The sequence below is a fragment of the Micromonospora parva genome, assembly GCF_000718515.1.
GTDB classification, from domain to species: domain Bacteria; phylum Actinomycetota; class Actinomycetes; order Mycobacteriales; family Micromonosporaceae; genus Micromonospora; species Micromonospora parva.
In genome coordinates, this window is the sequence record NZ_JNZS01000015.1 from 129319 (window position 1) to 155426 (window position 26108).

Annotated in this window: 23 protein-coding genes; 4 read left to right on the forward strand and 19 right to left on the reverse strand. The window is 68.5% G+C overall.

Annotated features, from left to right (window positions below):
* Window positions 1–117 precede the first annotated feature (117 nt).
* On the forward strand, window positions 118–1182 hold the full coding sequence (locus tag IF22_RS0121510; RefSeq protein WP_030334772.1) for an IS110 family RNA-guided transposase: 1065 nt from the start codon (window positions 118–120) through the stop codon (window positions 1180–1182).
* Between the two features lie 141 nt (window positions 1183–1323).
* Here IF22_RS0121510 and IF22_RS0121515 read toward each other — a convergent pair whose 3' ends face one another.
* From IF22_RS0121515 to IF22_RS0121560, 9 genes are all read right to left on the reverse strand, one after another.
* On the reverse strand, window positions 1324–2370 hold the full coding sequence (locus tag IF22_RS0121515) for an aminoglycoside phosphotransferase family protein (RefSeq protein WP_051708694.1): 1047 nt from the start codon (window positions 2368–2370) through the stop codon (window positions 1324–1326).
* Window positions 2371–2532: 162 nt separating this feature from the next.
* Complete coding sequence (locus IF22_RS34610; RefSeq protein ID WP_425339854.1) at window positions 2533–4893, reverse strand: thiopeptide-type bacteriocin biosynthesis protein; 2361 nt, start codon at window positions 4891–4893, stop codon at window positions 2533–2535.
* Window positions 4894–4988: 95 nt separating this feature from the next.
* Complete coding sequence (locus IF22_RS34615) at window positions 4989–5123, reverse strand: FxLD family lanthipeptide (RefSeq protein ID WP_081883949.1); 135 nt, start codon at window positions 5121–5123, stop codon at window positions 4989–4991.
* A 328-nt stretch (window positions 5124–5451) separates the two neighbouring features.
* Window positions 5452–6222 carry a class I SAM-dependent methyltransferase gene (locus IF22_RS0121530; RefSeq protein ID WP_030334777.1) on the reverse strand — a complete coding sequence of 257 codons (771 nt, stop codon included), beginning with the start codon at window positions 6220–6222 and terminating at the stop codon, window positions 5452–5454.
* A gap of 10 nt (window positions 6223–6232) precedes the next feature.
* Entirely contained in the window at window positions 6233–7447 is a 1215-nt protein-coding gene (locus IF22_RS0121535) for a histidine decarboxylase (protein WP_030334778.1), read from the reverse strand.
* Window positions 7444–8166, reverse strand: a complete 723-nt coding sequence (locus tag IF22_RS0121540) for a hypothetical protein (protein ID WP_081883950.1) — start codon at window positions 8164–8166, stop codon at window positions 7444–7446. Before IF22_RS0121540 ends, IF22_RS0121535 begins: the two co-directional genes overlap by 4 nt.
* 260 nt (window positions 8167–8426) lie before the next feature.
* Window positions 8427–9872: an APC family permease gene (locus IF22_RS0121545; protein ID WP_030334780.1), complete on the reverse strand. Its 1446-nt coding sequence runs from the start codon at window positions 9870–9872 to the stop codon at window positions 8427–8429.
* A gap of 498 nt (window positions 9873–10370) precedes the next feature.
* Entirely contained in the window at window positions 10371–11078 is a 708-nt protein-coding gene (locus tag IF22_RS34620) for an N-acetyltransferase (RefSeq protein WP_081883951.1), read from the reverse strand.
* Window positions 11075–12283, reverse strand: coding sequence for an FAD-binding oxidoreductase (locus IF22_RS0121560; RefSeq protein WP_081883952.1), 1209 nt, complete (start codon window positions 12281–12283; stop codon window positions 11075–11077). The genes IF22_RS34620 and IF22_RS0121560 overlap by 4 nt, the downstream gene beginning before the upstream one ends.
* Before the next feature lie 519 nt (window positions 12284–12802).
* Between IF22_RS0121560 and IF22_RS34625 the strand changes: the two genes are divergently transcribed.
* Both IF22_RS34625 and IF22_RS34630 read left to right on the forward strand, forming a co-directional pair.
* On the forward strand, window positions 12803–14110 hold the full coding sequence (locus tag IF22_RS34625) for an NsdA family TPR-like regulatory protein (RefSeq protein WP_245233703.1): 1308 nt from the start codon (window positions 12803–12805) through the stop codon (window positions 14108–14110).
* Window positions 14107–14814: an SDR family oxidoreductase gene (locus tag IF22_RS34630; protein WP_081883954.1), complete on the forward strand. Its 708-nt coding sequence runs from the start codon at window positions 14107–14109 to the stop codon at window positions 14812–14814. Before IF22_RS34625 ends, IF22_RS34630 begins: the two co-directional genes overlap by 4 nt.
* 390 nt (window positions 14815–15204) lie before the next feature.
* Here IF22_RS34630 and IF22_RS0121575 read toward each other — a convergent pair whose 3' ends face one another.
* The 8 genes from IF22_RS0121575 to IF22_RS0121610 all read right to left on the reverse strand — a co-directional run bounded on the left by IF22_RS0121575 (window position 15205) and on the right by IF22_RS0121610 (window position 22737).
* The gene (locus IF22_RS0121575; protein WP_156057784.1) at window positions 15205–16497 is read right to left on the reverse strand and encodes a hypothetical protein; all 1293 of its coding nucleotides are present in this window, start codon (window positions 16495–16497) and stop codon (window positions 15205–15207) included.
* On the reverse strand, window positions 16494–17189 hold the full coding sequence (locus IF22_RS0121580; protein WP_156057787.1) for a GGDEF domain-containing protein: 696 nt from the start codon (window positions 17187–17189) through the stop codon (window positions 16494–16496). Before IF22_RS0121580 ends, IF22_RS0121575 begins: the two co-directional genes overlap by 4 nt.
* Before the next feature lie 264 nt (window positions 17190–17453).
* Window positions 17454–17732, reverse strand: a complete 279-nt coding sequence (locus IF22_RS0121585) for a hypothetical protein (protein ID WP_030334788.1) — start codon at window positions 17730–17732, stop codon at window positions 17454–17456.
* Between the two features lie 252 nt (window positions 17733–17984).
* Window positions 17985–18437 carry a hypothetical protein gene (locus IF22_RS0121590; RefSeq protein ID WP_030334790.1) on the reverse strand — a complete coding sequence of 151 codons (453 nt, stop codon included), beginning with the start codon at window positions 18435–18437 and terminating at the stop codon, window positions 17985–17987.
* Between the two features lie 4 nt (window positions 18438–18441).
* Window positions 18442–19470: a DUF4192 domain-containing protein gene (locus IF22_RS0121595; protein ID WP_030334792.1), complete on the reverse strand. Its 1029-nt coding sequence runs from the start codon at window positions 19468–19470 to the stop codon at window positions 18442–18444.
* Between the two features lie 164 nt (window positions 19471–19634).
* Complete coding sequence (locus IF22_RS0121600) at window positions 19635–20708, reverse strand: hypothetical protein (RefSeq protein WP_156057790.1); 1074 nt, start codon at window positions 20706–20708, stop codon at window positions 19635–19637.
* A 753-nt stretch (window positions 20709–21461) separates the two neighbouring features.
* Window positions 21462–22304 carry a TRM11 family SAM-dependent methyltransferase gene (locus tag IF22_RS0121605; RefSeq protein WP_030334794.1) on the reverse strand — a complete coding sequence of 281 codons (843 nt, stop codon included), beginning with the start codon at window positions 22302–22304 and terminating at the stop codon, window positions 21462–21464.
* The gene (locus tag IF22_RS0121610) at window positions 22297–22737 is read right to left on the reverse strand and encodes a hypothetical protein (protein ID WP_245233704.1); all 441 of its coding nucleotides are present in this window, start codon (window positions 22735–22737) and stop codon (window positions 22297–22299) included. Before IF22_RS0121610 ends, IF22_RS0121605 begins: the two co-directional genes overlap by 8 nt.
* A 412-nt stretch (window positions 22738–23149) precedes the next feature.
* Here IF22_RS0121610 and IF22_RS0121615 point away from each other — a divergent pair, with 412 nt between their 5' ends.
* The gene (locus tag IF22_RS0121615) at window positions 23150–23926 is read left to right on the forward strand and encodes a hypothetical protein (protein WP_030334796.1); all 777 of its coding nucleotides are present in this window, start codon (window positions 23150–23152) and stop codon (window positions 23924–23926) included.
* Window positions 23927–24087: 161 nt separating this feature from the next.
* On the opposite strand, the gene IF22_RS35665 is transcribed toward IF22_RS0121615, so the two are convergent.
* Both IF22_RS35665 and IF22_RS0121625 read right to left on the reverse strand, forming a co-directional pair.
* The gene (locus IF22_RS35665; RefSeq protein ID WP_051708696.1) at window positions 24088–24552 is read right to left on the reverse strand and encodes a class F sortase; all 465 of its coding nucleotides are present in this window, start codon (window positions 24550–24552) and stop codon (window positions 24088–24090) included.
* Window positions 24553–24815: 263 nt separating this feature from the next.
* The gene (locus IF22_RS0121625; RefSeq protein ID WP_156057793.1) at window positions 24816–26039 is read right to left on the reverse strand and encodes a hypothetical protein; all 1224 of its coding nucleotides are present in this window, start codon (window positions 26037–26039) and stop codon (window positions 24816–24818) included.
* Window positions 26040–26108: the final 69 nt, after the last annotated feature.

Consider the following 26108-nt stretch of genomic DNA (forward strand, 5'->3'; position numbering starts at 1 on the left):
ACGGCCTGCGCCCCGGCCACAACCGCCGGCGGGAGTGGCTCGAGAGAGGTCTGTTTAGCCCGAAGTTGGTCTGCCCTCCTCGCCGGATCCCTTTCCCCGGCCCTGCAAGGAGACCCCGTGCCTTCCGCCGCACCGTCAGCACCTGCCCCGGTCGTCATCGCGATCGATCCTCACAAGGCGTCCTGGACCGCCGTGGCAGTCGACAACCGACTCCAGCCACTGGCCGCGATCCGCATCGAGGTCAACCGCGACGGCTATCGAGGGCTGCGCCGCTTCGCCGGCCGCTGGCCGCACGCGACCTGGGCGGTCGAAGGCGCCACCGGCCTCGGCGCCGCGCTGACCGCCCGTCTGAGCGCCGATGGCGTCGACGTGGTCGACGTTCCCGCGAAGCTGGCCCGCCGCGTGCGGCTGCTGTCCACCGGGCACGGCCGCAAAACCGACCAGGCCGACGCCCTTTCGGTCGGAATCGCTGCGCACACCGCTGCTCGACTCAACACCGCCGTCGTCGATGAAGCCATCGCGGCCCTGCGGTGCCTCACCGAACACCGTGATGACCTCGTCCGCAGCCGCACCCAGATCGTCAACCGGCTGCATGCGCTGCTGGCACAGCTCATTCCCGCCGGTCTGCCCCGCGGACTGACCGCCGACAACGCCGCCGCCGCGCTGCGCAGCATCCGCCCACGGGCCGTGTTGGCCCGCACCATGCGCCAGGTCGCCGTGGACCTCCTCGGCGAGGTGCGCCGCCTCGACCGGCGCATCACCGAGGCAACAGCAACGCTGTCCGCCGCCGCCGCGGCGTCCGGCACCACCCTGACCGATCTACACGGCATCGGCGACGTCACCGCCGCCAAGATCCTCGCCCGCTCCGGAGCCGTCAACAGGTTCCGATCAGAGTCCGCGTTCGCCTCGTACTGCGGTGTCGCGCCGATAGAAGTGTCATCCGGTGACATCCAACGGCACCGCCTCTCACGCGCCGGCGACCGGCAACTGAACTACGCGCTGCATGTCATGGCCATGGCCCAGATCAAACGAGCGACCCCAGGCAGGGACTACTACCAGCGCAAACGAGCCGCAGGCAAAACCCACAAGGAAGCCATGCGCTGCCTGAAACGACGCCTCGCTGACGTCGTCTACCGCACCATGATCAAAGACACGGAGACCTCTCTGCTGCCCGCGGGTTGACAAGAGAGGTGCCGTTAGATCCACAGACCCCTGGCTCGCCGACGAGCCAGCAGGTCGGCTGCACACAGGAATCCTCGATTCAACGAGGGGCTCGTCGACCCGACGACGTCCGGAGCCGAGAGGAGGGTGTTGTCCGCTTCCTCAACTTGCCCGATCCGCATTGATCCGGACCGTGGTTTCACTGCCGGGATACTCGGCGTGAAGGTCGCCGTCGAACAGGCGCCAGCAGAAGTCGTTCATCCGGGCGGCTGCGGGGGCGTGTCTGGCGATGATCTCCCTCACGGGCGGCGGCACGTCCGGTGGGATGTCTCCGGTCGCACATCGGCGCACAAACTGGTCGCGGGCGATGGGACCGCTGTCGGCCGGCACGGGCACCCCGCACGCCGAGGTGACCAGCCAGTTCACCAGCCGCATGGAAGCGTAGTCGGCATCGTGACCGGCATTGCGGGCAGCGAAGTCGCGCTCGGCGTCCGACAGGTCGAAGCGCGGTGAGGTGGCGAGCCCGAAGTCGACCAGGTAGAGCCGGTCGTCGTCGGCCCTGATGTTGCCGAAGTGTCCGTCCAAGTGCAGCAGCTCGCGGTGACACAGGAACGCCACCATCTCGAACAGCTGCCGCTCGACCGTCGCGGCTCTGCCGACCGGGTCGTCAAGCCAGCGGGGCAATCCGTCGGGGAGATATTCGAGAAACAGCACGAGGCTCGCGGTCGCGCCCGCCAGCGCTTCGAACCGGGCACGCACGGCCTGGTTACCACCGAACTGGGCGACGACGGCGTCGATGTCGAGGTGCTCGGGCGCGACCGGCGGGCGGCCGGGCAGCACCCGCCAGTGGTGCAACAGCGGGAACGATTCCGTCTCCCCGGCGAGGACGCCCTCGGTGACGCTCTGGTTTGCGGCCAGCTCGCGCCACGCGCCGAAGCCCGGACCGGCCAGGCGGTACATGCCGTATTGGCAACGGACCGGCAGGTCGAACAGGTTCGCCGTGCTGTGCGGATGATCCAGCTCCCGGTCGGTGATCGGAACCCGCTTGACGAACACGGGCGTGCCATCGACATCGGCGATCGAAGAGCCGCCTCCCACGCCTACACCCACGGGTGACGCGGCCTGCAACAACGCCGACAGTTCACCGTCGGCGCAGGCGGCCAACGACGCCGCGACGCGGTCATGAAGGGAACGGCGGGTAGGGAGCATCGCTGCATCATGCCATCGGGCGACAGCCCTCTTGGTGCAGTGCCGAGCGCCTTCCTGCGGCAGGCGTCGATGATGCGCCGAATGCGACGGTGACGGCGCCGCAAAGGTTGGAAGAGTACTGGTACAGAACGTGACGACTCACTGTCATGCGCGATCCGCGCGTCATCTCACGCCAACGATCCCTCGCCGCTGGCAACGACGGCGGGTTGCCCGGCTCACCCGGCGTCGCAATACCGATGGCCCGGGTGCCTCACGTTCCTGAGCGGGACGAGACTTCTCCGGAGGCCCCATCGGCATAACCGTGAGGTCCGCATAAGTCGCGTTATGCCGACTTCGGCATAAGGCGACGAATCCGCAGACCAGCGGTGTTGTGGTGCTGGTGAGTTGGTGGGTGTCGGTGCAGTCGAAGGCGAAGCATCGGGTCAGGCCGCTTTCGTGTACGCGTAGGGGTACGACGATGCGGCCTTGGTGGGCGAGTTGGTCCCACCAGGCGGTGGAGATGTCCCAGGCTCCGGCGGTGACGATGATCCGGTCGTAGGGCGCGGTGTCGGGGTGGCCGAGGGCGCCGTCGGCGTGGATCACGTCGACGGTGTCGTAGCCGGCGCGGGCGAGGCTGGTGCGGGCGCCGTCGGCGAGGTCTTGGTCGAGTTCGATGGTGACGACCGTGCCGCTGGGGGTGGTCAGCTCGGCGAGTAGGGCTGCGTTGATGCCGGTGGCCGCGCCGATCTCCAGGACGCGATGTCCGGGGTGCGGATCGAGTTGTTCGAGCATGTCCGCGACGAGGCTTGGGCTTGACGCCGAGGACAGCGCGGCGCCGCTGGGGTCGCGCTTCGTGACGATCTGGCGGCGGGTGTAGACGGTCTCCACATCGACACCAGGGAGAAACTGCTCTCGGAGCACCCGACGGAACGCCTGCTCGACGGAAGCCGAGCGGATGTGGCCGCGCTGCTTCAGGGCGGTGACGAGCTGTTCGCGAAGCATGGCTGCGTTGGGTGCTTCAGGTTCGGCGTCGGACGAGTGGACCATGTGTGTGCTTCTCTCTGTTGTTTGGGCGAGTTGATGCTTGTCGTAGGCGTCAGTGGACGAGTTTTGGAAGGCGACGTGTGTGGCTGCCGTCGCGAGGAGCCAGGCGTCGGCGGCTGAGATGCCGAGCCGATTGAAGAGGAACAGCAGGTGGTGGGTTAGCACCCCGCGCAGGTCGCGGGTGAGTGCGCCGTGCCGGTCGAGGAAGCCGAGGTCTGCGCCCGCCCGCTCCTGGGCTTGCGGCCATTGGGGGGTGGCTGCCAGCGGGCTACCCGGCGCGTCGTCGCCGGCGATGAGCAGCCGCTGCACGGCAGCGATCAGCTGAAGGCTCGGTCCTGGCGCGTCGGACTGGTGACGGCGGATCACGAGGTGTCGCCAGACGTCGCCTTGCTCGGCGAACTCCAGCCCGGCGGCACGCATGAGGCGGGTGGCGAGCACGACACCGAGTTCACGTCGGTGGGCGCCGCCGGCAGCGAGATGGCCGAGGATGTGGCGGCTGTCGGCGTGGAACAGGGTATGCGCGACCGTCATGGCCTGGTCGCCGCCGAACGCGTAGGCCTCGGGCCGGTAGATGGGCTCGGTGACGCCGCAAATGCGGTCGTCGTTGGTGAGGTCAGCGAGGAGATGTGTCATACCGGCTGCGATGCCACCCAGGTCGATGTGCAACGACCCGAGTGCAGCCGCGACGGGCTGTTGTTCTTTGAGGTGATCATCCTGCACGGTGTCGAGCTGGTCCAGGATGTGTCGCAGCGGGTCGGCGCAGGTTGACGGCGGTCGGAGGTTGGAGATCAGCACGCCGTGGTCGACCAGATCGGCAACCAGCGCGTCCACGGACTCACGCGGAGTCCGTGGGAACGCGGCGGTCACCCTGTCGACCAACTCCGTCCACGACACCGGCGCGGTGGCTAGCGACACGGCCAGCCGCACTGCTGCCGTGTTCCTCACCGAGGAGACGCCCTCTGCTGGTAGGGAGGCATGTGGCCGGCGCTCTGCCGCAAGCCGAAGTCCCTGTCCCACTGCCAGGTTGTTTGCCTGCACACGCAGGTTGCGGCGCATATGCGGGTCGGCTTCGAGCCGCGCGATCAGAGACGCGAGCCAGCCCGCGTCCGGCCGTACCCGGATGGTCCAGCGCCCTGACGGTACGACCGAGGCAGCCCGGTCGAAGCGCAGTGCGGCGACCCCCGAGAACAACCCAAAGGGCGTTGCCCGCCGCTGAGCACGCACCAGGTACCGCGCCAGAGCCAGAGCCATCCGCCAGCCGCGGCCGGCATCGAGTGTCCCGCCAGCGCACACCGCCTCGACCCGGGAAGCGAACTCAGGACTGGCAGTCCACACGGCTTCGGCCGCACCAGGGCGCTTCCACATCTCCCGCAGCCAACCATCAATGCCTGCGGCATCGCCCCGATGCGGCCACGGCAGGCCGCCGCTTCGCCACGAGTGCGCGGCGATGCGGATCGTGGCGGCATCAACATGCCGGTACAGACTGCCTGTCGCCGCCACGATCCACTCCTCACACGGGAACTTGCTCGGTTGCAGGGGGTCGCCGGTTCCGGTGAACGTTCGGGTCGCTCACCGGAACCGGCAAGGAGAAGCGACTAGCAGTCGCCGTTCTTCTGGGTGTCGCAGCCGTCGTCCGTGTCGGCCAACAGTGCGGCGGCGACGGGACCCTCGGTGACGATCTGGACGTCCAGCTGGAACGGGTCGTCGTTGGCGGCGAGCAGGTCGTTCATGGACCCTCCTAGGGAGTTGGGATGATGGGTGGGCAGGTAGCCCCCGCAGCTACCGGCACGGACTTTGCGGAGCGTCAGGCCGGGGGCGGCAGGGGAACGGGGGCACCCCTGCCGCCGGCCGGGACCGGCCACCGCGCCCATCTCGATGAGCGGCGTCCGGTCGGGCAGTCGTCGCACGGCGACTACCCGGGTCGGAAATGGCTGGTTGTAGGTGGCGGCCTGCCGGTGGCCCAAGTTCTTGACGTAGGAGTCTGCGTAGATTTCCGTCGTGTCTGCCACAGACTCAGCCGGACGGATCGCACCCTGCCCGCGCCCCGTGCGGCGCATGTCATTCGGTTGCCTTGCGGGCGTGGATAGCCCTGCCCTCATAGGAGCCCAGGAGAACGTTTGGGTCGGCCATGAGCGTGACGAACCGGTCGAGGTCGGCATCGGTGACTTCGGGTGTGGTCAGGACGGGACGGAGGTCGTCGACCACGTTGGCGAGTAGCTGGCACCCGGGACCAGCTCCGGTCCAGGTCTCGGTGGACGCGTGGGTACAGACCTGCGGCATGCCCTTGACGACGAGCAGGGCGAGGGTGTCCGCCGTCCAGGTGCCGGCACCGTCGAGTCCGGCGATGGTGCGGTAGACGCGTCGCATGACGGTGTGGATCAGCCACACGTCGCCGTCGGTTGCCCAGAAGACTCGTGGCGGGGTGTCGGTGACGTCGGCCAGGACGAGCCAGCCACCGGGACGCAGCCGGGCGATCATCTGCTCCAGCGCCTCTGCGGGGTGTGGCAGCTCGCCGTGCAGCCACCGGGCCACGACGACATCGAAGCTGTCGGGCTCGCCCGGAAGGTCGTCACCGTTCAGGTCCCGCTGATAAACGTCGACGACACCTGTTGGGTTGAGGTAGGTGGTGTCCTTGTCGACCGCCGTGACCCTGCCGCGAGGGCCGACGAGGCGAGCCAGGTCGGCGGTGACCTCACCGCCGCCCGCGCCGATCTCCAGGACGCGCTGGCCGGGTTGAATGTCGAGCCGGTTCAACTGCTGCCGGATGATCGGGTCGAGCAGCTCACGCAGCGGGGCAGGGCGCAGTTGGCCGCTGTGGGTGGTCGTCATTGCGGTACTCCTAACACGATTCGTGTGTTTTGGTCTGGTGGTGCGGTCGCTGCCAGGGGCGCGGGATCGGCCTCGGTGGCGCGATGGCAGTGAGGTCGGCGACGAAGGCGTCAACCTGGCCATGAGTGACGCCGGGCATGCAGATGAGGTGGCTGGTGGCTCCGTCGGTGGCGAGTAACCACTTCTTGCGCACCTGCTCGGGCGGGGTGGGCAGGACGACGGTGAAGGCGTGCGGGTGCCGCCAGGCCGGCCAGCCGGCGGCGTTCAGTTGATCCACGGTGTAAGCCGCGAGGCGGCGGGCTTGGGTGGCTCGCCAGCGGTGCCCTTCGTGGCCGTGGGTGGCGATGGTGTGCCAGAGCAGGGCGGCGGCCAGGCCGCAGCGGGAGCCGGTGATGGTGGTGTCGAGGGTGGCGGTGTAGGTGACGCGGCTGGCCGTATGGCGGGCGCTGTCGCGGATGAGGACAACTCCGCAGGGCGTTGGCACACCCAGGAATTTGTGTCCGCTGATGGCGATACTGCTGATGCCGCTGTCGTCATCGAGGCGTAGCCGGCCGTCGAGTGCGAGGGGGATGCCGGACAGGGCCGCGTCGACGTGCAGGTGTCCATTGGCCTGGTGCCCATCGAGGACGGCGCGGATGGAGGTGGTGTCGTCGACGGCTTCGGTCAGGGTCGTGCCAGCGGTGGCCACCACGATCGCGGGCCAGCGTCGGCGGCGGCCGACCTGGGCGGCGAGATGTGCGTAGTCCATCTCCCCGCTCGCGTCGGCGTTGACCACGACGCCCCGCGCCCCGAGCATCCGGACGATCTTGGGTAGCGAGTAGTGGGCGGCGGTCGAGTAGTAGATGCGGGCGGTGGGGTGGCGGTGGTGGGCGGTGTACAGGGCGGACAGGTTGCCTTCGGTGCCGCCGGTGGTGACGTAGCCCCACCGGTCGTCTCGCGGCATCGCGAGGGTGTCGGCGACCCAGGCGATGACGGCCCGTTCCAGCACACGGGTGTGAGCGACTCCGCCAAGGTCCGCGGGGTCACCGATGTTGTTCCACAGCCGGTTGCCGAGGCGGGTCATGACCTCGGCGTAGTCGAGGTCCACGGCGCCGGGAAACCCAATGCTCGTCGCGGCGGCGGCGTCGGCCTCCTGGATCAGGTGGTCGAGCACGGCCGTGACGTCAATCGGCGCGCGGCTGAGGTTCGCGGCGTCGGCGAGGCTGAGGCTCTGGTGACCGGTCACGCCCGCCGCCCCGTGAGCAGGTGCGCGGTGAGGGTGTGGTGCAGCGCGGTGAGCTGCCGCCAGATGTCGCGGGTCTCGTCGTCGCCCTGCTTGGTGAGATGTTCGTACGGGTTGTGGAACGTGATTCGATTGGGGTCGAGGGTTTTGTTGCAGCGCACGCCGTCGTTGCCGAGGCGGACCTGCGGGTCGCGGTCGATGTGCAGGGCGGTGCCGTCGGTCAACAGGACGTAGCACTGACCTTTGAGGTTGAACGCCGACATGTAGCGGCCGGCGGCGGCGGCTTCGCGTAGTGTCCGGGCGACTTGGTACCAGCGGCCCTGGTCCGAATCGAGGGTGCTGACACCCACGCCGACGTACCACGCAGCTGGAGGCAGGGTCATGTCTCCGCCGTTGACCATGGAACCCTCTGGACCGAGGGGACTCCACTCGCGTCCGATGGAGGCGATATTGTCCGCGGCGACGTCGGTCATATCCGCGAGCAGTTGCGGCAAGACATCGGAGTCTGGCGACTGTGGCCAGGTGCGGTGGGCGGTGTGCAGCCGGTAGCCGTGCGGCTCGTTGGGGGCGTCGGAGGCGAAGAACAGCATCAGCGCGTGAGGGCCGACGGCGCCTCGCCCCCCGAATGCCTGATCGGCTTCAATGAGGTGGCCGGTGTTCAGCCGCTTGGACCGGTAGACGACCTGTCGGCGCAGGTCCGCCCAGCGCAGGTCAGCCGGCACGTCGCCGTCGGCGGAGCGTTGGTCATAGCTGGACGGGCCCGGGGGTGGGTTCGAGGGAACGGCGGAGTCGGGTGGCCGCTGGTGGCCGGTGGGGACAGGTGCCGCGCCGTAGCCGGGCGGCGGCACCCCGACCGCAGGCTCAGGGTGACTGGCAGGTGGTGCTGCCGGCGGGTAGCCCGCTCGCCAGCGCGGGTCCAGGGGATCGGCGCCGTACTTCCCACCAGGTGACGTAGCCGCGTGAGTCCTCATCATCGCCCTCCTCAGATCGAGAGGTTCATGGCGTCGGGAACGGCATGTTTCTTTGGTGTGCCACGGCCGATGCCGGCGTAGACCTCCGGGCGGGCCTGCCGTAGATGCCCGGCCCACACTCCGCCCCCGACAGCGACGGCAAGGAGGATCATGGGCAGCAGGAACGGTTTCAGCGATCCGGGCGCGGCACCGAGGAGAGACCCGGCGTTGCCGACCATCAGGGCGAGCACCACTGACCCGCCGAGCACGCCCAGGGCGGGCGCGAGCCGCCACTCCCACGCGCCGGCCTGCGGGCCGCGCACGCTGGCCGGTGCCGTCATCGCGGCCACCGACGCGGCCAGCAGCAGACACAGCAGGCCCATTGCCCCCAACGCCGACAGCCAGGTGAACATAACTGCCACCGGGTCAGCGCCGCTGACCGCGAACACGCCCACCACCACCGCCGCGACGGCCGTCTGCATCAACGACCCACCACGCGGCGCACTGACGCGGGTCGCGCTACTGGTCCGGGCAAGACCCGCCGGCAGCACCTTCTCCCGGGCCATGGCGAACACGTACCGGGCGAGCACCGCATGGAACGCCAGCATCGACGTGACGATCGCGAAGATCAGCACCACGTTCCCGAGGGGCGTCCACCAGTTGCCCAGGCGCGCCAGGACCGAGAGCGGCAACCCAGACGCCGGATCAGCGGCCACTTCCCCAACGACGTCAGGGCCGACCGCCACGCCCATCGCGAACGCGGCAACGGCATACACCCCGCCGAGAACGAGTACCCCGCCGATGGTGGCCCGTCCGACCGACCTGCGGTCGACGGCCTCCTCGACGAGCGACCCCGGCGCGTCGAAGCCCATCACCGCGGCTACGCCGAAGGCGACCGCGCCGCCGATGCCGCTGACCGCCAGACCCGAGGCGTGAAAGCCTGCCCACGAGACCTCCCCGTCCGCAGGCTGTCCCACCCCGGCGAGGACGAACGCCGCGACGATCAGCAACGACACGGCCAGCACGACGGCCAGGACCCGGGTCGACAACATGATCGCCCGCACACCGAGCACTCCGACGACGACCAGTGCGAGGCCCGCCCACACCCACCACGCGCCGCCGAGGTTCGCAGCCATCGTCACCCCGAACGGCCCATACAGGCTGATCTGGATGGCGTTGTAGGCCACCAGCGCGACCATGCCGGCAGCGACACCCCAACTCCGGCCCAACCCGTGCGCGAGGATCGCGTAGTAGGCCGCCGGATGCCCGAGCTGGCGGGCCATCGCCGCGTACCCCACCGCCAGCAGCGCGACCGTGCCCGCCACGACCACGAAAGTCAGAGGAAGAGCCGTCACCTGCGTCGTCTTGTACGTCTCGACGATGCCTCCGGTGAGCACCACCATGGGCGCCGACGCCGCCGCCCCAAACACCCACAACCCAAACGGCGTCAGCGTCCGCCGTGCGAGCCCCACCTGCACCTGCGCCGAATTCACCGCTGCCCCCGCTGCGGCGAGTCCGGGCACCCCGACCTACGGCAGCCATCCACCGGATGCGCGTCCACATCAGCGGCGTTGGCGGGCACGAGGTAGACCGCCGTCGGCCGTACCGGACCGCCGCGCCAGAAGCTCCGATCGCAGTGAAGCCGGCGAATCGCGGTGTCGGTATCGGGCGTGAATCCGAACAGGTCGTGAGCCCCGTCGGGCCACTCGCGCCGGATCGCATACCCCCAGGCGTACTCCGACGACGTCACGTCGCCTGCGAGCGTGAGATCAGTACCGGTGCCGGCAGTCGCGATCCGTGCTGGCAACCTCAACCAGCGCCCAAAGGCGGGACTGCGTGGTCGCAGTGCGGTGGTGGGCTGAGCGGCTCGGGTCAGCATGAGGGGTGCCTTCCTTCGGTATGAGGGTGTGATGCAGTGCCCGCTGGCCGAAACGTCGCCGCCAGCAGGTAAAGAAAGTCGGTGCCTTACTGGGTGGTCAGGGAGAACGCGACGGTGCCGCCGGGATGACGCGGCCAAGAAAAGGAGTCACGGTGCGGTCCAGGCGGACTCGTCGCGGCAGCCCACCGCCAGCCGATCCGCAGGGCTGCTCGTCGCAAGGTTGAGGGCGCCACATCCGCCACAGAGCCGGACCTCCTGGCGCGAGCAGAACCGGCGAGCGCGGCTGATAACCGACTCGCGCGAGCAGTCCATCTCCGGGCCGGTCGCCGCAGTACTCCGCACACGACGGCAACCCCGCGAGGTCCAGGGTCTGGTGATGGGCCGCCAGCAACGCCTGCGCGGCATCCCCGTGCCCAGGACGGACCGCGACGTGAGCGAGCTGGTGATGAGGACGGTGGGGACGCAGCCCATCGACACAGGCGTGCAGCAGGGCGAACCGCGCCGCGTATGGGCCGAGGAGCCGATGCAGGTCGTACACCCATGCGGCAGCCGGCGGGGGCGGCTCTAACCGCGCGTACCAGACCGCCACCGCCACGAGATCGTCGGTCGTATCGATCCGACCGCGCTCCAGCCCTCGCAACAGCACAAGCCGTGCCCAGCGACGCAGAACCACTGCTTGATTGGCCACATCAGGAACCAGCCAAACACCCACAGGCTGGGCCATCAGCGCCTCAGCCATGACCGAGGACAAGGCGTCAACGTCCTCGCCGGTCGCGCGACGGACCGCCGTCTCCATCAAGCTCATGGCGCACCCCTCCGGAATTGGCCGAGCGAGCTACCGTCGCCGGCCGCCTCCAGCACGGTCCCCAGGTGGGCAGCGTGCGCCGAGCGTTGGCGAGACACCCACAGCGCCGAATCGAGCGCGCTATGGAACGTCGCAGCGAGATGCAGGCTGTCCGCAGCGACCCCCGCAGCTGGCAACCGGTTCCGCGCCGCCTCGATCAACCGCGGTGAACCGCAGACATAGAACCCCTGCCCCGGCCGATGGTGATACAGGGCCAAGCTGAGCAGATCGCCCTGCGCTGCGGGCTCCACATCACGGTCGTTCGAGAACGCCAACACGACCGTGAGCCAGTCACCATGCGCCTGCTCAAGCTTGTCCAACGCGACCGCATCGTAAAGGTCCAGAAGCGTCCGCACGCCCACCACCAACGTCACCCGCCGCCCGTTGGGCGACGCGGCAACTTGCTCGACCAACGCCCGCAGCGGCGCAAGACCAGTACCCCCGCCCGCCAACAGCAGATCGGCGTCACCAGCGGCCTCCAGCGACAACCCGACATCAAAAGCCGGCCCCAGCCACAGCAACTCCCCCGGAGCCACCCGCTCGACCAGAACAGGCGAAACCACACCCTCCGGCACGGCACGAACGTGGAACTCCACCCGCCCATCCGGGCGCGGAACGCTCGCCGGCGAATACCACCGCCACAGCCCCGGCAACCGAGGCGTACACACCGGCATCGCCTGACCAGGCAAATACCGAAGCCTCCGCAACGGCCGAACAGTCAACACCGCGACACCATCAGAGGCCGTCTCGCACGCCTCCACCTCGCCGAACGTCACATGCGGACCATCACCCAACGCCCCCGCCGCCCGCTCCGCGAGCCGAAGCGCCCGACGACACCCCACCTCCCACTGACCCGCCAGCTCGGGCTCCCAACCCTCGCCCGCGAACCGGCGCACCGTATCGACCAACGCCGCCGCGACGGCCGTCCCGTGATACGGCTGAAGACCAAAACGCCGGTACATCCGACCCAACACCGCCAACGCCGCACGCCGACCAGCCGAATCACCCCGACCCGCGACCAACTGTCCAAGCGTCGAGAAGAACACCGCCGCGAACTGGTGCGGAAGCAGCCGCACACTGCGGTCCTCCATGAACGACCAGAAGTGGTCGGCGGCTCGGGCATGCGAGGCGAGGGCGACCGCCAGCGAGAGCCCCAGGTCAGCCATCGCGCCGGCTGGTCCTGGGTGCGCGGCCAACGCTAAGCACCACCCGCCTGGGCTTCGGATCTTCCGCACACGTCTTTACCCGTGCGTCGATAGCCCTATGCCGCGTCACGTTGCTGCCTACGGGATCGAACGACCTATCGTCGGCCGGAACAAACCACTTCCTCCGGTGCATCTTTAAGCCACCCCTCTCTCGGCCCCAACTTGACTCCTCCATGCAGGAGGCTCGCCAACGCCTCTAGGGCGGACCTCCCCTGCTCACCGCCGAGCCGGGCGACCTGAGTTCTGCGCGGTCCAATCACCGACAGCGACCGGTCGACACCGAAACGGATTGGCCCGTTCAGGAAAGCCGAACGACCAGAGCAAATCGACGCCTAGCTTGTTGTCTCGCTGTTGTCTCATGACGAATCCGAGCAGTTTCCGCAGCTGAGAGCACGTTTCTTTGACCGGATCGGACTAGAGTGACGGCGACGATCGGGAGGCAGGATGACGCGGACACCATCGCCACGGAGTCAGCTCTTGGTGCATCCGTTGAGCTACGTTCGAGAACAGCGAAGCTGGACGCAGCAAGATCTCGTCGATGTCATCGCGCGCCGTCTGAACACTGCAGCCCGGCGCGAGAAGGCTTGGCGCTGGGAGCGATGGGGCGTGGTGCCGGATGAGGATTCACAGGTCGCATTGGCCGACGAACTCGGCGTTGATAGGCAAACAGTTAAGGCGCTCGGGTGGCCCCACTGGCTCCCTACCGGTCCCGCGATCAGCGCGTCAGCACCCTGGACTGTCAAGGGAGCATTGGCCTTGCTTGACGACACTGCAGGACCAGCAGTGCTAGATCGCCGAGGGTTTCTGATCATGCAGGCCGGGTTAGCTGCCGCGATAGCCGAACGATGGCTCGCAACCGAGCCTCCGAAGATCAACGCAGCGCTTGAGGGAGGCCGCGTCGACGCAGATCTCCTAGATTGCTTTGAGCAGCGGCTGCCGGCCCTGCGCCGCATGGACGCCAGCCTCGGCGGCGGGAGCGTGCGGTCGCTGGTTGACGCCGAGCTTCGCCTGGTCACGGATCTCCTGCGCCACAGCAGTTACTCGGAGATTACCGGCAATCGCCTGCTGGTGGTCGCTGCCGAATTGGGGCGAATCGCTGGCTGGGCCAGTTTCGATGCAGGATTTCACGCGGCGGCCGAGCGTTACTGGTTTGCCGCCCTCCACGCTGCCCACTCCGCAGCCGACCGCGCGGCAGGCGCGAACATCCTGAAGTGCATGAGCCTTCAGCGGGTCGACACCGAACGCCCCACCGAGGCACTCCGTTTGGCTGACGCTGCGCGGGCTGGGGCGAAGGATGCGCCCGCCCGCGTGCGAGCGATGCTCACTACCCGTTTGGCTCGTACACACGCCGTGCTTGGCGAATCGGTAGCGTGCGAGCGCCGGCTCGCAGACGCCGACACAGAGATGTCACGCGCTGATGATGAAACAAGCCCAGCCTGGGCCAGCTACTTTGATCATGCGGAGTACTCCGCCCAGGTTGCGGCGTGCTACCTACTCCTGCAGCGCCACCATGCCAGTGACTATTGGCTTCAGCAGACCCTCGCACTCCAACCGGCCGAGCGCAGCCGGGACCGCGCAACCTATCTGATCTGGCGCGCTGATTCCGTACTGAATCTCGGAGATGTCGAGCAGGCGTGCAGCCTTGTTGCCCAGGCTGCTCCAGATGTCGTTGCCACCCGATCCGTGCGCAACCATCGCCGCTTGCTCGACATCCATGGTCGCCTCGTGGCGCATCGACACCCCGCCGCAGGAAAGTTGGATGAGTGCGTGCGTAGTCTGCTGACATGAACGAGGCCAAAAGGGTCGCAGTTGTTACCGGCTCCAACCGCGGACTCGGCAAGGCCATCGCCCGCGGCTTAGCCGAGACCGGCGCCCACGTGGTCGTCACAGCCCGAACCGAGGAAGCCGCACATCGGGCCGCCAACGAACTACTCGCGGATGGACTTTCGGCCTCCGGGCAGCAACTAGATATCGCCGATCCGGCCAGCGTCGCTCGCGCCATGGCGGACGTGGGCTACCAGTACGGCCGGCTAGACATCCTCGTCAACAACGCCGGCATCGCCATCGACCGAGGCCAGGCAGCGGCTAGCGCCGACATCGAGAAGGTGCGAGCCACCCTGGACACCAACATCACGGGGACCTGGCGCTGCTGCACCGCAGCCATCCCTGAGATGAGAAAGAACGGATACGGCAGAATCGTCAACGTCACCAGCCACATGGGTACCTTCGGCGAGATGGGAACCGGAAGCGTCTCCTACCGAGTGTCCAAAGCTGGGGTAAACGCACTAACCTGCATCCTCGCAGCTGAACTCAAGGACGACGGCATCCTGGTGAATGCCGCGTCCCCGGGAAAGGTCGACACCCGCCTGGCGTACGGGAAGGCGACCTCCACGCCCGATGAAGCTGCCGACACCTTCGTATGGCTTGCCACGCTGCCATCAGGCGGCCCAACCGGGGGACTCTTCTACCAACGACGGCCACTCGACTGGTAACCGACGGACCCTGAGCCCGCAATTCGCTCGACCGGGGGACATTCGACTACGCCAGTCAATCGCTTCACGCCGGCGTGGTCAGCGCCCGCGCGATGCGGTGTCCGGCAAGCCGCTCGGCTTTGTAAGGACAGGAGGTCCGGTAGCGCTCTTGCGCCGCTGCAGGGGAGCGTCCATGGGCCGGATTGCGTCTGCCGCATTCGCCACCGCCTGCCGCACCGCGCCGACGGCCCCACGGATAGCACCGCGTAAGGGGTCGGCCCGGTCACGAGGCTAGACGAGCGGGCCGTCCCCCTTCAGCTTCCGAGTCAGCAGGCCCGACAAACAGATAGCGGCGGATGTTCGTTGTCGGCGGTGGGACGGGCCGAACCGTGCCACCGCCGACAACGCTATCTATTTATCGTCCTGGGATTCGGATTGGTGGCTACTGAGCATGCGTACGGTGGTGCTCAACTTGATCGGCGCATCGTCGGGACCCCTGAGGAAGGGGTGGATGTAGACGGGGCGGCGCAGCGATCGGCCAGGGCCGTGGGCTTGGTTGCGCCAATGTCCGGAGACCCAGGACCGACTGGCCTGAGGGCCCCCAGGGTTGCCTGGCATCTTCTCGGCGTCCGGCCTTGGACTGCTGCGGCCGCGTATCCGCACGATGCGCACCTCGGGTACGGGCCGATTGGTGCGGGCGTAGGTCTTGGCGACGGCTTTGTCGACTCGTGCCGCGGTGACGTCTGCAGTTTGCTGGGCGATTAGCAGCCATGTCGCGACCAGCGCTGCCGCCGGATGGTCACCGGGTGTCAAGTGCTGTTCGGGGAGGTGGGTTGCGCTCGTCGGTGCGAGCCAGCCGACCTGTTCGCGTAGCCGTTGCAGCGGTTTGCCGTGCAGTCCGCCGCCGATGGCGCGGTAGAGGACTATGGTCCGGCCGTGGGTGGTGGTGGTCCAGGATGCGGCAGTGAGTTGCCGGTGTGTCACTGGCCGGGGCCAGATGAGTATTCCGTCGGCCGAGGGGATGAGGTCGCGGCTGATGCGTACGTCGGGCAGCTGTCCTGCGGCGTGCTCAGCCAGGTCGGTGAAGTCGTTGTCGATCCAGTACAGGTGTGATCGTTCGAGGCCGGCGGCAATCTGCTGGCGTGTGTCGGTGATTCCGAGTGCGGCGGGCAGGTTGTTGTTGCCGCGGTAGAAGCGGGTGAGCCGGTCACGGACCTTGGGCAGTTCTGCGGCGGTGATGGTGGTTGCCGGCCACGTGGTCGTCGTGATGAGCGTTCGGCCGGCGAGTCGGGCGTTGAGGAACGCTTGGTGCAGCTCTTCGATTCGAGTTCGTACGTGGGGATGGTTGGCGAGGCCGAGCGCCCGTACCGCGCGGTCGATGACTATGTCGTTGCGGCTGTCGTCGATGTGGGTTTGGCAGGCCGCGCATGCTGCCCAGGAGTCGCCGAAGTCTTGGACCAGCCCTGCAGTGGGGCCGATGGCGATGGCGGTCACCTCGCCGCCGTGCAGCGTCCAGATGGGGTATGGGTCGCCGCAGAAGTCGCAGCTGCGGCGCACGGTGTCGAGCTGGCTGACCGGGACGGGCGCTGGTTCGTGGCCGTCGGTGGCGAGGTGGGTCGGGTGCACGTAGGTGGGTGGCATGCCGAGGGTGTTCAGCGGGTAGAGGCAGGTCTGGCAGGCCATCTCTTCGTGTGGGGCGGTCATGCCGCGGCCCCGTCGGCCGGCTGGTGCCGGTCGCGGAGGCGCGGTCCGCGACGGTGCTGCACGGGCGGCATAGTCATGCCCGGTTGGTAGATGGCGTGCCGGTTCCGGCCGTTTCGCTTGGCGTGATACATGGCGATGTCGGCGCGGTGCAGGGCCACTTCGGTGAAGGGGTCGCTGGTGTCGACGAGCGCCAGGCCCATGCTGGCGGTGATGGTGACCGTGGCGAAGCGGCCGTCTGCGGGAAGCGCGACGGGTTGGGCGATGATCGTGGCGATGGTTTCGGCGACGCGGTCCAAGTCGTCGGCGCGGGCCGGCAGGAGCAGGGCGTATTCGTCGCCGGCGAGCCGCGCGGCGGCGCCTCCGTGAAGCGTCGCGATGTCGGTGATGCGGTCGGCGACTTCGATGAGGAGGCCGTCTCCTCGGCCGTGGCCGTGGGTGTCGTTGACGCGTTTGAAGTCGTCGAGGTCGACCAGGGCGACAATGACGGGCTGTGCGGAGCCGGTTTCGGCGAGGGTCGCGTGTGCGGCCTGCAGGCCGGCGCGGTTGAGCATGCCGGTGAGCGGGTCGTGGAGCACCGACCAAGTGGCGTCGGCGAGTTGGGTGCGCAGGCTGCGGATCGTCGGCCAGGCGGTGAGCCTGCCGAGAGCGAGCGCCACCACCGCGGTGGCGATCATGATCAGTGGTAGGGACACTGGGTTCCTCCTTTACTGGAGAACCCGGGACGCGATCGTTTCCAGGCGGCGCGTCCCGGGTCCTGATACGACGACGGCCCGCCTCTGGGGCGGACCGGGTTTGCGGTTCGTGCCGGTCGGGCTCACGGCATCGGTGATGACGGCGACCTCCCCGAGGAGGCGTCATCGGGATGGTTCAGTCAGCAGTGCTCGTGTAGGCGTGCCTGCGAGTTGGTTGCGGCCGTTGGCGCGCAATGCGACGTCTCAGGTAGTCGGGAGTTGGTGTCAGCGGCGCACCGGGTGGGCGGCCTGGTCGGCGCGGAGTTTGGCGGGTAGGGCGGCTGGTATGTGGGCGTAGGGCGCGACCGCTATAAGCACCTCGGCCGGGTCGAGGATCGTCTCGATCCGGCCCAGGTGGATGGTGTCGGGCTGGTGGTGGGGTTCGGTGACCGGGTCCCAGGTGAAGTCGACGACGGTCGCGACGTACGTGCGGTGCGGGTTCCAGCCGACCTGGATGGTGTACCGCTCGAACCCGGGCTTGGGTGTGAGGGTGTACAGGCTCATCAGTTCCTTTCGTGGGGTTACCGCCCATGCCCGGCGCGCCCTGCGTCCAAGCAGGTCCTGCGGCGGTGGGCCGATGGCGTGGGTGGATGTGCCGGGCGGCGCGTTGCGCCGTCGTGGCTCACTCCCCCGCCGTGGCCGACACTGTCGAGCACCGGCAGGGTCTGCTCCGCCGCAGTCGCGGAGGGAGCAGCGTGTGTTACTGCGCCCCTGCCCGAAGGGCGGATGGGGTGCCGGCGGCGGGTGCGCCGATGCTCATTGCGGCAGGCGGCGGGAGCGTTCCTCCGCTACCTCGATGATCTTGTCGCGTCGCGCGGCGGGCAGATCGACGAGCAGGTCGACGTAGTGCTGCTCTTGTGCGGTGAGTGGTTCGACGAACGCCGCTTTGTAGGCCAGGCGCGCTGCCTCGTGTGCGGCCTCGATCGGGCCGCTGTGGTCGTAGGCGGAGGTGACCTGGCGAAGTTGTGTGGCTGCCGTGAGCGGGTCTCGGGACAGCGTGGTGTCGTAGAGGCGGAAGTTCGCTGGAAGGTTGGCGGCGGTGATCGCGGTGATCAGGCAGAGGTTGGCTTGGACGTTGTGGGCGAATGCCTCGTCGCGGGTGGGCGTTTCTCCGCGGGCGCGCAGGGCGGCGCGGTTGGCGTTCCAGCGCAGTCGGGCTTCTTCGGCGGTGCGGGCGAGTGACAGCAGGATGCTGCGAATGGGATCCACCGTGTTACTCCTGTTCGGTACGGGTGTTCGGGTTCGAAGGGTTGGGCTGGGTGCTGGTGGTCGCCTGCTCGAAGGCGGAGGGCGGCAGACCGGCGTGCAGGGCCTGCAGGAGCAGGTCGGCGAGCTGGTAGTCGGGGTCGATCTGCAGGGCACGTTCGGCGGCCATGAGGGCCAGGGCACCGTCGCCGCAGCGCCATGCGGTGAGCGCGAGGATGGTCGCGGGTGCCGGCACGAGCGCCTCGTCGGCGCGGCGGGTGACCTCGGCCCAGAAGGTGACGTGCTGGTCGTGCGGTTGGGTGAGATCGACGGCGAGGTCCCGCACGGGCCGGTGTGTCAGCAGCACGGTCAGCCAGGCCACCTCGTCGTCGGTAAGACCCGTGCCGTCGTCGTGCTGCCGTAAGGCGCTGCGGATTGCGTGCACGCCGGCCTCGTACACAGCGGCGCTGCCGCTGGTCGCCAAGGCCGTCATGCGGGCGGTCGCCTCGGTCGTGGCGTGTCGGATGCCGTCGCCGGTGCTGTCGTCTCTGGTGAAGCGGCTGGCCACTGCCGCCCGGTCCGGCCCTGCGACGAGCCCGGCGACGGTCGCGTGCACGGCGACGAGCGAGGTGGTGGGTTCGATGGGGGTTCCCTGTGGTGGGCAGCAGCCGGGGTCGCCGCAGGTGAGGCTGAAGATGCGGCTTCCGGTGACCCGCAGCAGTTCCCGCACGGTCAGGCCGGCGGCGGTGAACGCGTCGCCGACGCCACGCAGTGCCGGGTCGATGTGTCCCTGGGCGCCGTAGCCGACGATCACGAGGTCGGTGATCGGTTGCTGCCGCTGCACGACCGGGACGAGGTGAGCGGTGAGGTCACGCAGGTGATGTGCGGGGGATCCGGGTGCCGGCAGATCGGCCCGGGCGGCGAACACGATGCGCCGGTCTCGGCAGGCGATCACGACGATGCTGCCGTCGCCGGAATGAAACCCGATGAGGTACGGCACCGCGGTCGCCAGGTCGGCTGAGGATCGGACCGTCAGTTTGTTGTCGGGGAACGACACGTTGATCTCCCGTCAGAGAGGGCGGTGAAGGAGTGGAAAGCCGGCGGGACGGCGCAGTCGTCGCACATAGCGCCGATCCGGAAACAGGTGCCAACCGAGGGCGGCCCGTGGAAGGCAGTCCGTTGGCGTCTGCTCAGGGACGTAGAGATTCGGCGGCAGACGAGTCAGTCGCTGTCGGAGTCCAGGTGGAAATCGATGCCCTGGCTCTCGACGCTGGCTGTCACCGTCACCAGGCAGTGGTCGGTTCCGGCCAGTGCCCGGGTCAAGTCCGCGCGGACCAGGTCTTCGGCCGCGGTGATGGCGTCGGCGGAAGTGTCATGTCCGCGTAGCCACATCTCGTACTCGTGCCGCCAATGAATCCGCCATCCGTCCGGGCCGACGGTGGCGTTCTCAGGGATGCTCCAGCCGTACGCGGTCCACGGCCGTGCCTCGTCCGGGTTGATCGTGGTGGCGGCGCGCATCCTGTGTCGTGCGGCGTCGCCGGCATCCTGGGCGGTGCCGTCGCCGACCGGCAGCGTGAGGTCGGCGGTCACCGTGATGTGGTGTGCCTGAGGCAGGGGGTCGAGGCCGAGGTCGACGAGGAACTGGTTGACCCGCTGGGCGGCGTGCTGGTGTACGCCGCCGAACTCGTCGTCGACCAGGGCGCGGATCGCGCGGGCCCGGATGCTGCGTCGCAGGCCTGCGAGGGCCTGTACGGCAGCATCACGCGCCACCGTCGCAGCGGCAATCTCGTCGCCGTCTGTTAGCTGTACCGCGCCGGCAGCGCCTTGCGCATCGATGCCGACTAGGTCCGGCGTGGCATCGTCAGGGCTCTCGGTGCACTGCCAGGTCGGCGTGGACAGGGTGATGCCGGCCTCAGCCAGTGCTCGCAGATGGGTGTCCATCGTCGTGCGAGCGATCTCGCACGCGTCCGCCTCCCGGACCGCCGTGGCCCAGCTGTGGAGCATGACCTGCACGGTGATCGTGTACCGCTGCTGCCCAGGTACGTCGTCGCCGCCGGGTGCGCGTGCCAGGTGGATGACGTGTTGCGGGTAGACGGCAGTCGCCGGCTGCAGCTGGCGCAGTTCGTTCGGCACACCCCAGCGCGCTTGCTCGCGGGCCTCGTCATGGCTGGTGTGCGACCGCGTGTACGACAGCTGCGCTTCGCCGGAAATAGTCCACCGTTGCGGCAGCGGATCCAGGCCCCATGTCGCGAGAGCGTCCTCGCATCCCGGCCGACAAATCAGCCTGCTGTGCAACGCGGCGATGAGGACGGAACGGGCCTCGACGGCCAGCGCCGTCCGCTGCTCGATGGCGGCCGTCGTTTCGGCATGCAGAGCACGGACCTGGTCCGCCGGGCTCCCGCCAGTCACCACTGCACCGCCTGACTGCCCGTAGTAGCCGAGGGCGTACCCGTGACCAACCCGGCGCAAGCAGCCAGTTGAACGTTGGTCCTGTCGTGGTCCGGGTGCACGTCGGTGTGTTCGACGATGGCCGTAAAGGTGCGGTGGAGGAGACCGTGCGGTGTGAGTTGATGGAGGTCTGCTGGGACCTCACCGTCTGTCAGGTGCCGGGTGGGACGAGGCATGTTGTCCTCCGTAGGGCAGCAAGAAGGCGGCCACCGGTTGGTGGCCGCCCGAAGGGATGGTGGAGCCGCACCCTGGTCGCGCGAGGGCGCGAGGTTGGGTTGGTGCGTGCCAGATCCGATGCTGGCGGCGGCGGCCGACCGTGATTGGTGGGCGCGATGCCGTCGCGCGAGGCGTCAGAAAAGAGGCACATGGGAAGTAGAAAGAGCCCTCAAGCTAGCTGGCCCGGGGCGCTGTCTGCGGGGCTGTCAGGTTCGGCCTCCTGGCAGAACCTGACAGCCCGGCAACCCCGATCTCGTGTCGGGTCTGCTGGCTGCGGCGGGACCAGCCAGGACTGAGGCCCGCCTAGCTGACCGTCAGCGGCTTGGTGAGCCCCATCCGGCGCCGGCTTTGGCGGGTCCGATACTCCTGAAGAAGGCAAGGCTCTCAAGGGCGGCGGAGGACCAACACGTCCTCGTGCGCCACCAGGTGCACCGGGATGCCGTCGTCGCGGCTGCGGCGGACCGCCATCATTCCGAACATGCTGGCCCGGTGCACGACCTGCCCGTCGCGGACGGCGGCCAGCATCGCCGCTGTCCGCTCGACCGGGACCAGCCGGGCTGACCGTGCGGCGGCGAGCAGTTCGCCGGGCAGGTCGATCAGGTCATCGCGTTGGCGGCGTACCGGCCGGGAGGTGATCACCACGGTTCCGCCAGGGCGCAGCAGCTGGTAGCTGGCGGACAGGATGGAGGCGAACCCGTCGAGCAGGCGGGACCACCCCGCGTAGGCGAGGTTGCCACGCTCCCGGTCGCCATACAGGTGGTCTCGCTTGCGTACCCCGGTCCCCGTCGTCTGTACGAGGCCATGCGTCCCGCGCCCGTACGGCGGCGAGGTAAGCACGAGGCTCACCCTGCCGACCACCGACGCGGGCACCAGGTCGAGCAAATCGGTGGCGTCCCCGGTGAATACCCTGGCAGTGCCGGCGGCACCCTGCGACGCGGCGAGGGCAACGTTGGCCTCGGCGAGTGCGGTATAGGAGGGCTCGATGTCGATCCCGATGCCGCGGCGGCCGAGGTGCATGGCTTCCACCAGCGTGGTGCCGCACCCGCACATCGGATCGAACACCATGTCGTCCAACGCGGTGTATTTGCTGATCGCGTGCGCGGCCAGGTGAGGCAACATCTTGGCGGGATGGCTGGAGGTCTGCCGGACGTAGCGGCCTCGCCGCTGGTCACGGGCGGGTATCTGGCAGGTCAGCCACACCGAGGTGATCGACAGCTGCTCACCCATCGGCGCGCCCGCCCTCTATCGCGCTGCGGGTCAGGATCAGCACGTCGGTGTGGATCGCCAGCTGCGCCTGCTGACCAGGCCGGGGCGGCCGGTCGGCCGCCACGATGTGCTGCAGGTATGCCAGCCCGGCCCGCTTGGCGGCGATGACGACATCGACTGGCAGAGCGATGTCGCCGTGGGCCAGCAGCACCGCCACGCAGCCTCCCGGCACGAGATGGGCACGGCAGCGGAGGAAGAAGTCAACCGGGGAGTCGTCGGCAAGCGGCCAGCCAGTGACGATCAGCGTCGCCGACTCGCGGCCCCAGCCGACCGCGCGGGCCGCCTGCAGATGACTACGGCGGTGTGCCGCGATGATCGCGCGGGCCAACTGCGGTCCTTCGGCCAGGTCGATGATGAGGTCGGACGGGTGGGTGAGGTTGTGGACCAACCGCACCCCCATCGCGTTGGACATGGCCTCGCCCTCGTGCGGGGCGGGGACTGGCCAGACAGTGATCGGCACGGGTGGGTCGCCGGGTACCACGTCCCCCACGGGAACTGGTGCGCGGTGATGATTTCTGTCGGTCATGGGCACGGTGGCCCCCGAACCGGCGGGCGTACTGACGATCCCCAGTGCGCTGCTGACAGGCCGATCGAACCCGCCCCCGATCTGACAGCACCCGTCACCCGCGACAGTCTGACAGCCGGGCCTGCGGGCGCGGGCCGCCCTGACGACGGTGAACCTGTCACGACCGGACACGGTCTGACCCGATCTGTCAACCCAGCTCTGGTGACAGGTCGTGCTGTCCCAATCGAGGGCCTCGGCCTTCGCACCAGGCGACAGGCTCCCTGTCGAAGGGGACATCACCATGGCAACAACCAGTCGCGTCCGGACGACCGACACAGCGCTGACGACCGCGGAGACCGCATTCGCGTTCCTGACCTACGAACCGGCGCCCCTGGCGTTCGACGCCCGCCCAGTCCCGGGCCTACCAGACACGACGATTCCCTTGGACGAGCTGCGCACGCTGCTCAAGTGCGAGCGCTACGACAGCGACACCACCGACGAGTTGTGGCGACAGCTCGCCCACCACGCCCGCGAATGGGGACCCGCGTGGGTCGTCGGCGCGATCGGCATCGCACTACCCGCGCTGACACACCTCGCCGCGAAGATCAGCCGCGGCCGTGCCCGGCACGCCGACGACGTCGACTCCGAAGTCCTCGCCGGATTCCTCCACGCCCTGCGCACGGCGGACCTCACCCCGCCCCGGCTGTGGTTGCGGCTGTGCTGGGCAGCCTGGCGTGCAGGCGTCACCGTCATCAAGGCCGACGACGGCGAGGAACTGCCTCTCAATCTGCCCAGCGGCTCACGGTCGCCGAAGATGCCCTACGGACATCCGGACCTGCTGCTCGGTCGCGCAGCCACCGCCGGCCTCATCACCACCGACGCCGCCGAACTGATCAGCGCGACCCGTTTCGGCGACGCTCTGATCGAGCACTTGGCCGCTGAACGGGGCGTGGCCGCCTCGGCCCTACGGATGCGCCGCCGCCGAGCCGAACGGATCGTCGCCGCTGCCGTCACACGAGGTGATCTATCCACCCCCGTTCGCTCGTACCGCCCACGCAATGCCGCCATCGCAGCCTGACCTCACACTTCCCTGGTCTCGGCGCCAGGACACACATTGAAGTCGCCTACTTCGCGAGATCCCTTGCGATGCACGGGTCGCACTCAACTGAGTGCGGCGCCGCGCGGATGTGGCCCGCAATGCGCGCGGAGACTGATGGCGAGCATGACGCGGACGTATGGTCAGTCCGGGTAGCCCACGACGATCCGGTTCGCCTCGTAACCGAGGGGCCCGCCGACCCATCGGCCACCGCAGGTGACCAGCACAATCCGGTGCGGGCCGTGCTGCCCGAACAGATCCGGGGCGCGACGGGGCAGGTCGGCCTTGGCCACGGTGTGTACCTCAATTATTCGGTACCGCCGGTACCTCCCGTGTTCGTCGGCAACCTCGACCCGACCGCCGTGCCCGGCCCGCCAAAGCTCGGCAAAGGGCCCCACCTCGCCTCGCCAATTCACGTGCCCAGCGAGTACGGCGGCTCCGGTCCCGGCGCTCAGGGCCGATCCCCACCAGGCCGCGTCCCCGATGCCATCAGGCAGGGGCAGCATGCCGTCTCCGCCGATCTCACGGCGGATCACCCGCGCCGTGCCCCCCAGCGGCAGCCGGACGGATCCCGGCTCCAGCTTGGTCAACCGGAACAGGTCCGTCACAGCCGTAGCGGCAGTGGCCACGGCAGTCGATCCCGGAACGGCGGACACCGTGGACGTGAAGGGCCGGTTGTGCTTTGTTGAGAGGTTGATGGGGTACGGCTTCGATGGGCTCGTCGCTGTCCGGCCCTCACCAGGGGCCGACAGTCCGGCGGTACGTGGTGGCTCCGATCCGGACACATAGACCGCCAGAGCGGCGACTGCGGCCAAGCTGGCTGCAGCCGCCGTCAGCGGTCCAGCGCGGCGGGCCTTGGATGGGGTACCCATCAGTGGAGTCGACACGGCACCGCACGGTGGCCGTGACCGCGTCGAAGCCGAAGCAGGGCGAGCCCGGAAACCATGGTCACTGTCGCCGCGAGGGCACCGGTCGGGTCGGTTGACGTCGAGTGTTCGGCCGGGCTGGCGGCGGGTTCAGCTTCGGCTGGCCGATCGCCGGCTGGAATCTGCGTGGGCACCGTCGGCTGCGGCCAGGGCGGGCACCCCTTGGGGAGCTTGAGTTGGAGCAGCTTGGCCACGCGCAGCCGGCCCTCGGGCGGCGCCCAGAGCAACCGGACGTCGAGAAGTTCGGCGGTGGCCCGGTCAAAGTTGGCGTTGCGCTGCCGGGTCTTCGTTATCGCGCCGAGGAAAGCGTTCAGATCCGGATTCCCTGGTGTTGCGGGGCCGAGGTCGGCGGGGAATATCGACCGGAAGTTGGCCAGGGGCTTCCCGCCGGGGAACACGTTGCCCCGATTCGCCGTCAAGCTCTGCCGACCCTTCGCGTCCCGGGTGTTCACCAGGGCCAGAAGCTGAGTGTTGGTCCGCCGGGTCAGCTCGGTGCCGCTGGTGGCCAGCTTCGGTTGCTCAAGGAGTAACTGCCCGTAGTAGCCGCTGTGTAAGGCGTAGGCGATGTACTCCTCCATCGGACCGACCGCAGGATCCTGGTGCAGGGTCTCATGCGCCATCGCCACGCCGAGCAGGCTGAAGTTCTCAAAGCGGTACCGCTCATTGAACAGGATCTGCGGGTTACCCTGCGTGTCGGGCGAAACTTGCGCAATGGTGGAGGCAGGCAGCGCCGCGAAGATGACCTTGGCGTAGAAGCCGGACCTGATGGTCTCGACGCTGACCTCCGACGGCCCGCCCACCAGCGACGCCAACGCGGCCCGCAGGTTCGGATCCGGAATGATCTTTCTGATTTTCGGATAGTCGAAGACCGCCAGCCCTTGCTTCACCACCCCCGGATGCCGCGCCGCCCGCGGCAGCAACGCTTTCGCCAACTGCACGCGCAACTGCGCCGGGGTGATCCGCCGCGGCGGCGCCGGCACCATCGGCGACGCCTGCGAGTACGTCTCCGGCGTAAACAAATTCACGTTCGTTGGTGGAAACGGCGGCTGGGCTAACACCCGCTCGGCAGCGCACTTCTTCCCGCCGCCACCCGACTTTCCGTCAGCGGCGGCCACGGGTGCAGGCATGCCCGCTACTGCCACCAGCGCGCATCCGGCGGCGATCAACATGGTTCCAGCTCGGCGCATGCTCGAGTCACTCCTTCACACCCTGCACGAATCGGCACCGGACTGTCCGGC

Coding starts and splice junctions, on each gene's coding strand:
- IF22_RS0121515 (WP_051708694.1), bottom strand. CDS start 2,370: ATGCTCCCTACCCGCCGTTCCCTTCATGACCGCGTCGCGGCGTCGTTG.
- IF22_RS34615 (WP_081883949.1), bottom strand. CDS start 5,123: ATGAACGACCTGCTCGCCGCCAACGACGACCCGTTCCAGCTGGACGTC.
- IF22_RS0121530 (WP_030334777.1), bottom strand. CDS start 6,222: ATGACGACCACCCACAGCGGCCAACTGCGCCCTGCCCCGCTGCGTGAG.
- IF22_RS34620 (WP_081883951.1), bottom strand. CDS start 11,078: ATGAGCTTGATGGAGACGGCGGTCCGTCGCGCGACCGGCGAGGACGTT.
- IF22_RS0121560 (WP_081883952.1), bottom strand. CDS start 12,283: ATGGCTGACCTGGGGCTCTCGCTGGCGGTCGCCCTCGCCTCGCATGCC.
- IF22_RS34630 (WP_081883954.1), top strand. CDS start 14,107: ATGAACGAGGCCAAAAGGGTCGCAGTTGTTACCGGCTCCAACCGCGGA.
- IF22_RS0121575 (WP_156057784.1), bottom strand. CDS start 16,497: ATGACCGCCCCACACGAAGAGATGGCCTGCCAGACCTGCCTCTACCCG.
- IF22_RS0121585 (WP_030334788.1), bottom strand. CDS start 17,732: ATGAGCCTGTACACCCTCACACCCAAGCCCGGGTTCGAGCGGTACACC.
- IF22_RS0121605 (WP_030334794.1), bottom strand. CDS start 22,304: ATGGGTGAGCAGCTGTCGATCACCTCGGTGTGGCTGACCTGCCAGATA.
- IF22_RS0121615 (WP_030334796.1), top strand. CDS start 23,150: ATGGCAACAACCAGTCGCGTCCGGACGACCGACACAGCGCTGACGACC.
- IF22_RS0121625 (WP_156057793.1), bottom strand. CDS start 26,039: ATGTTGATCGCCGCCGGATGCGCGCTGGTGGCAGTAGCGGGCATGCCT.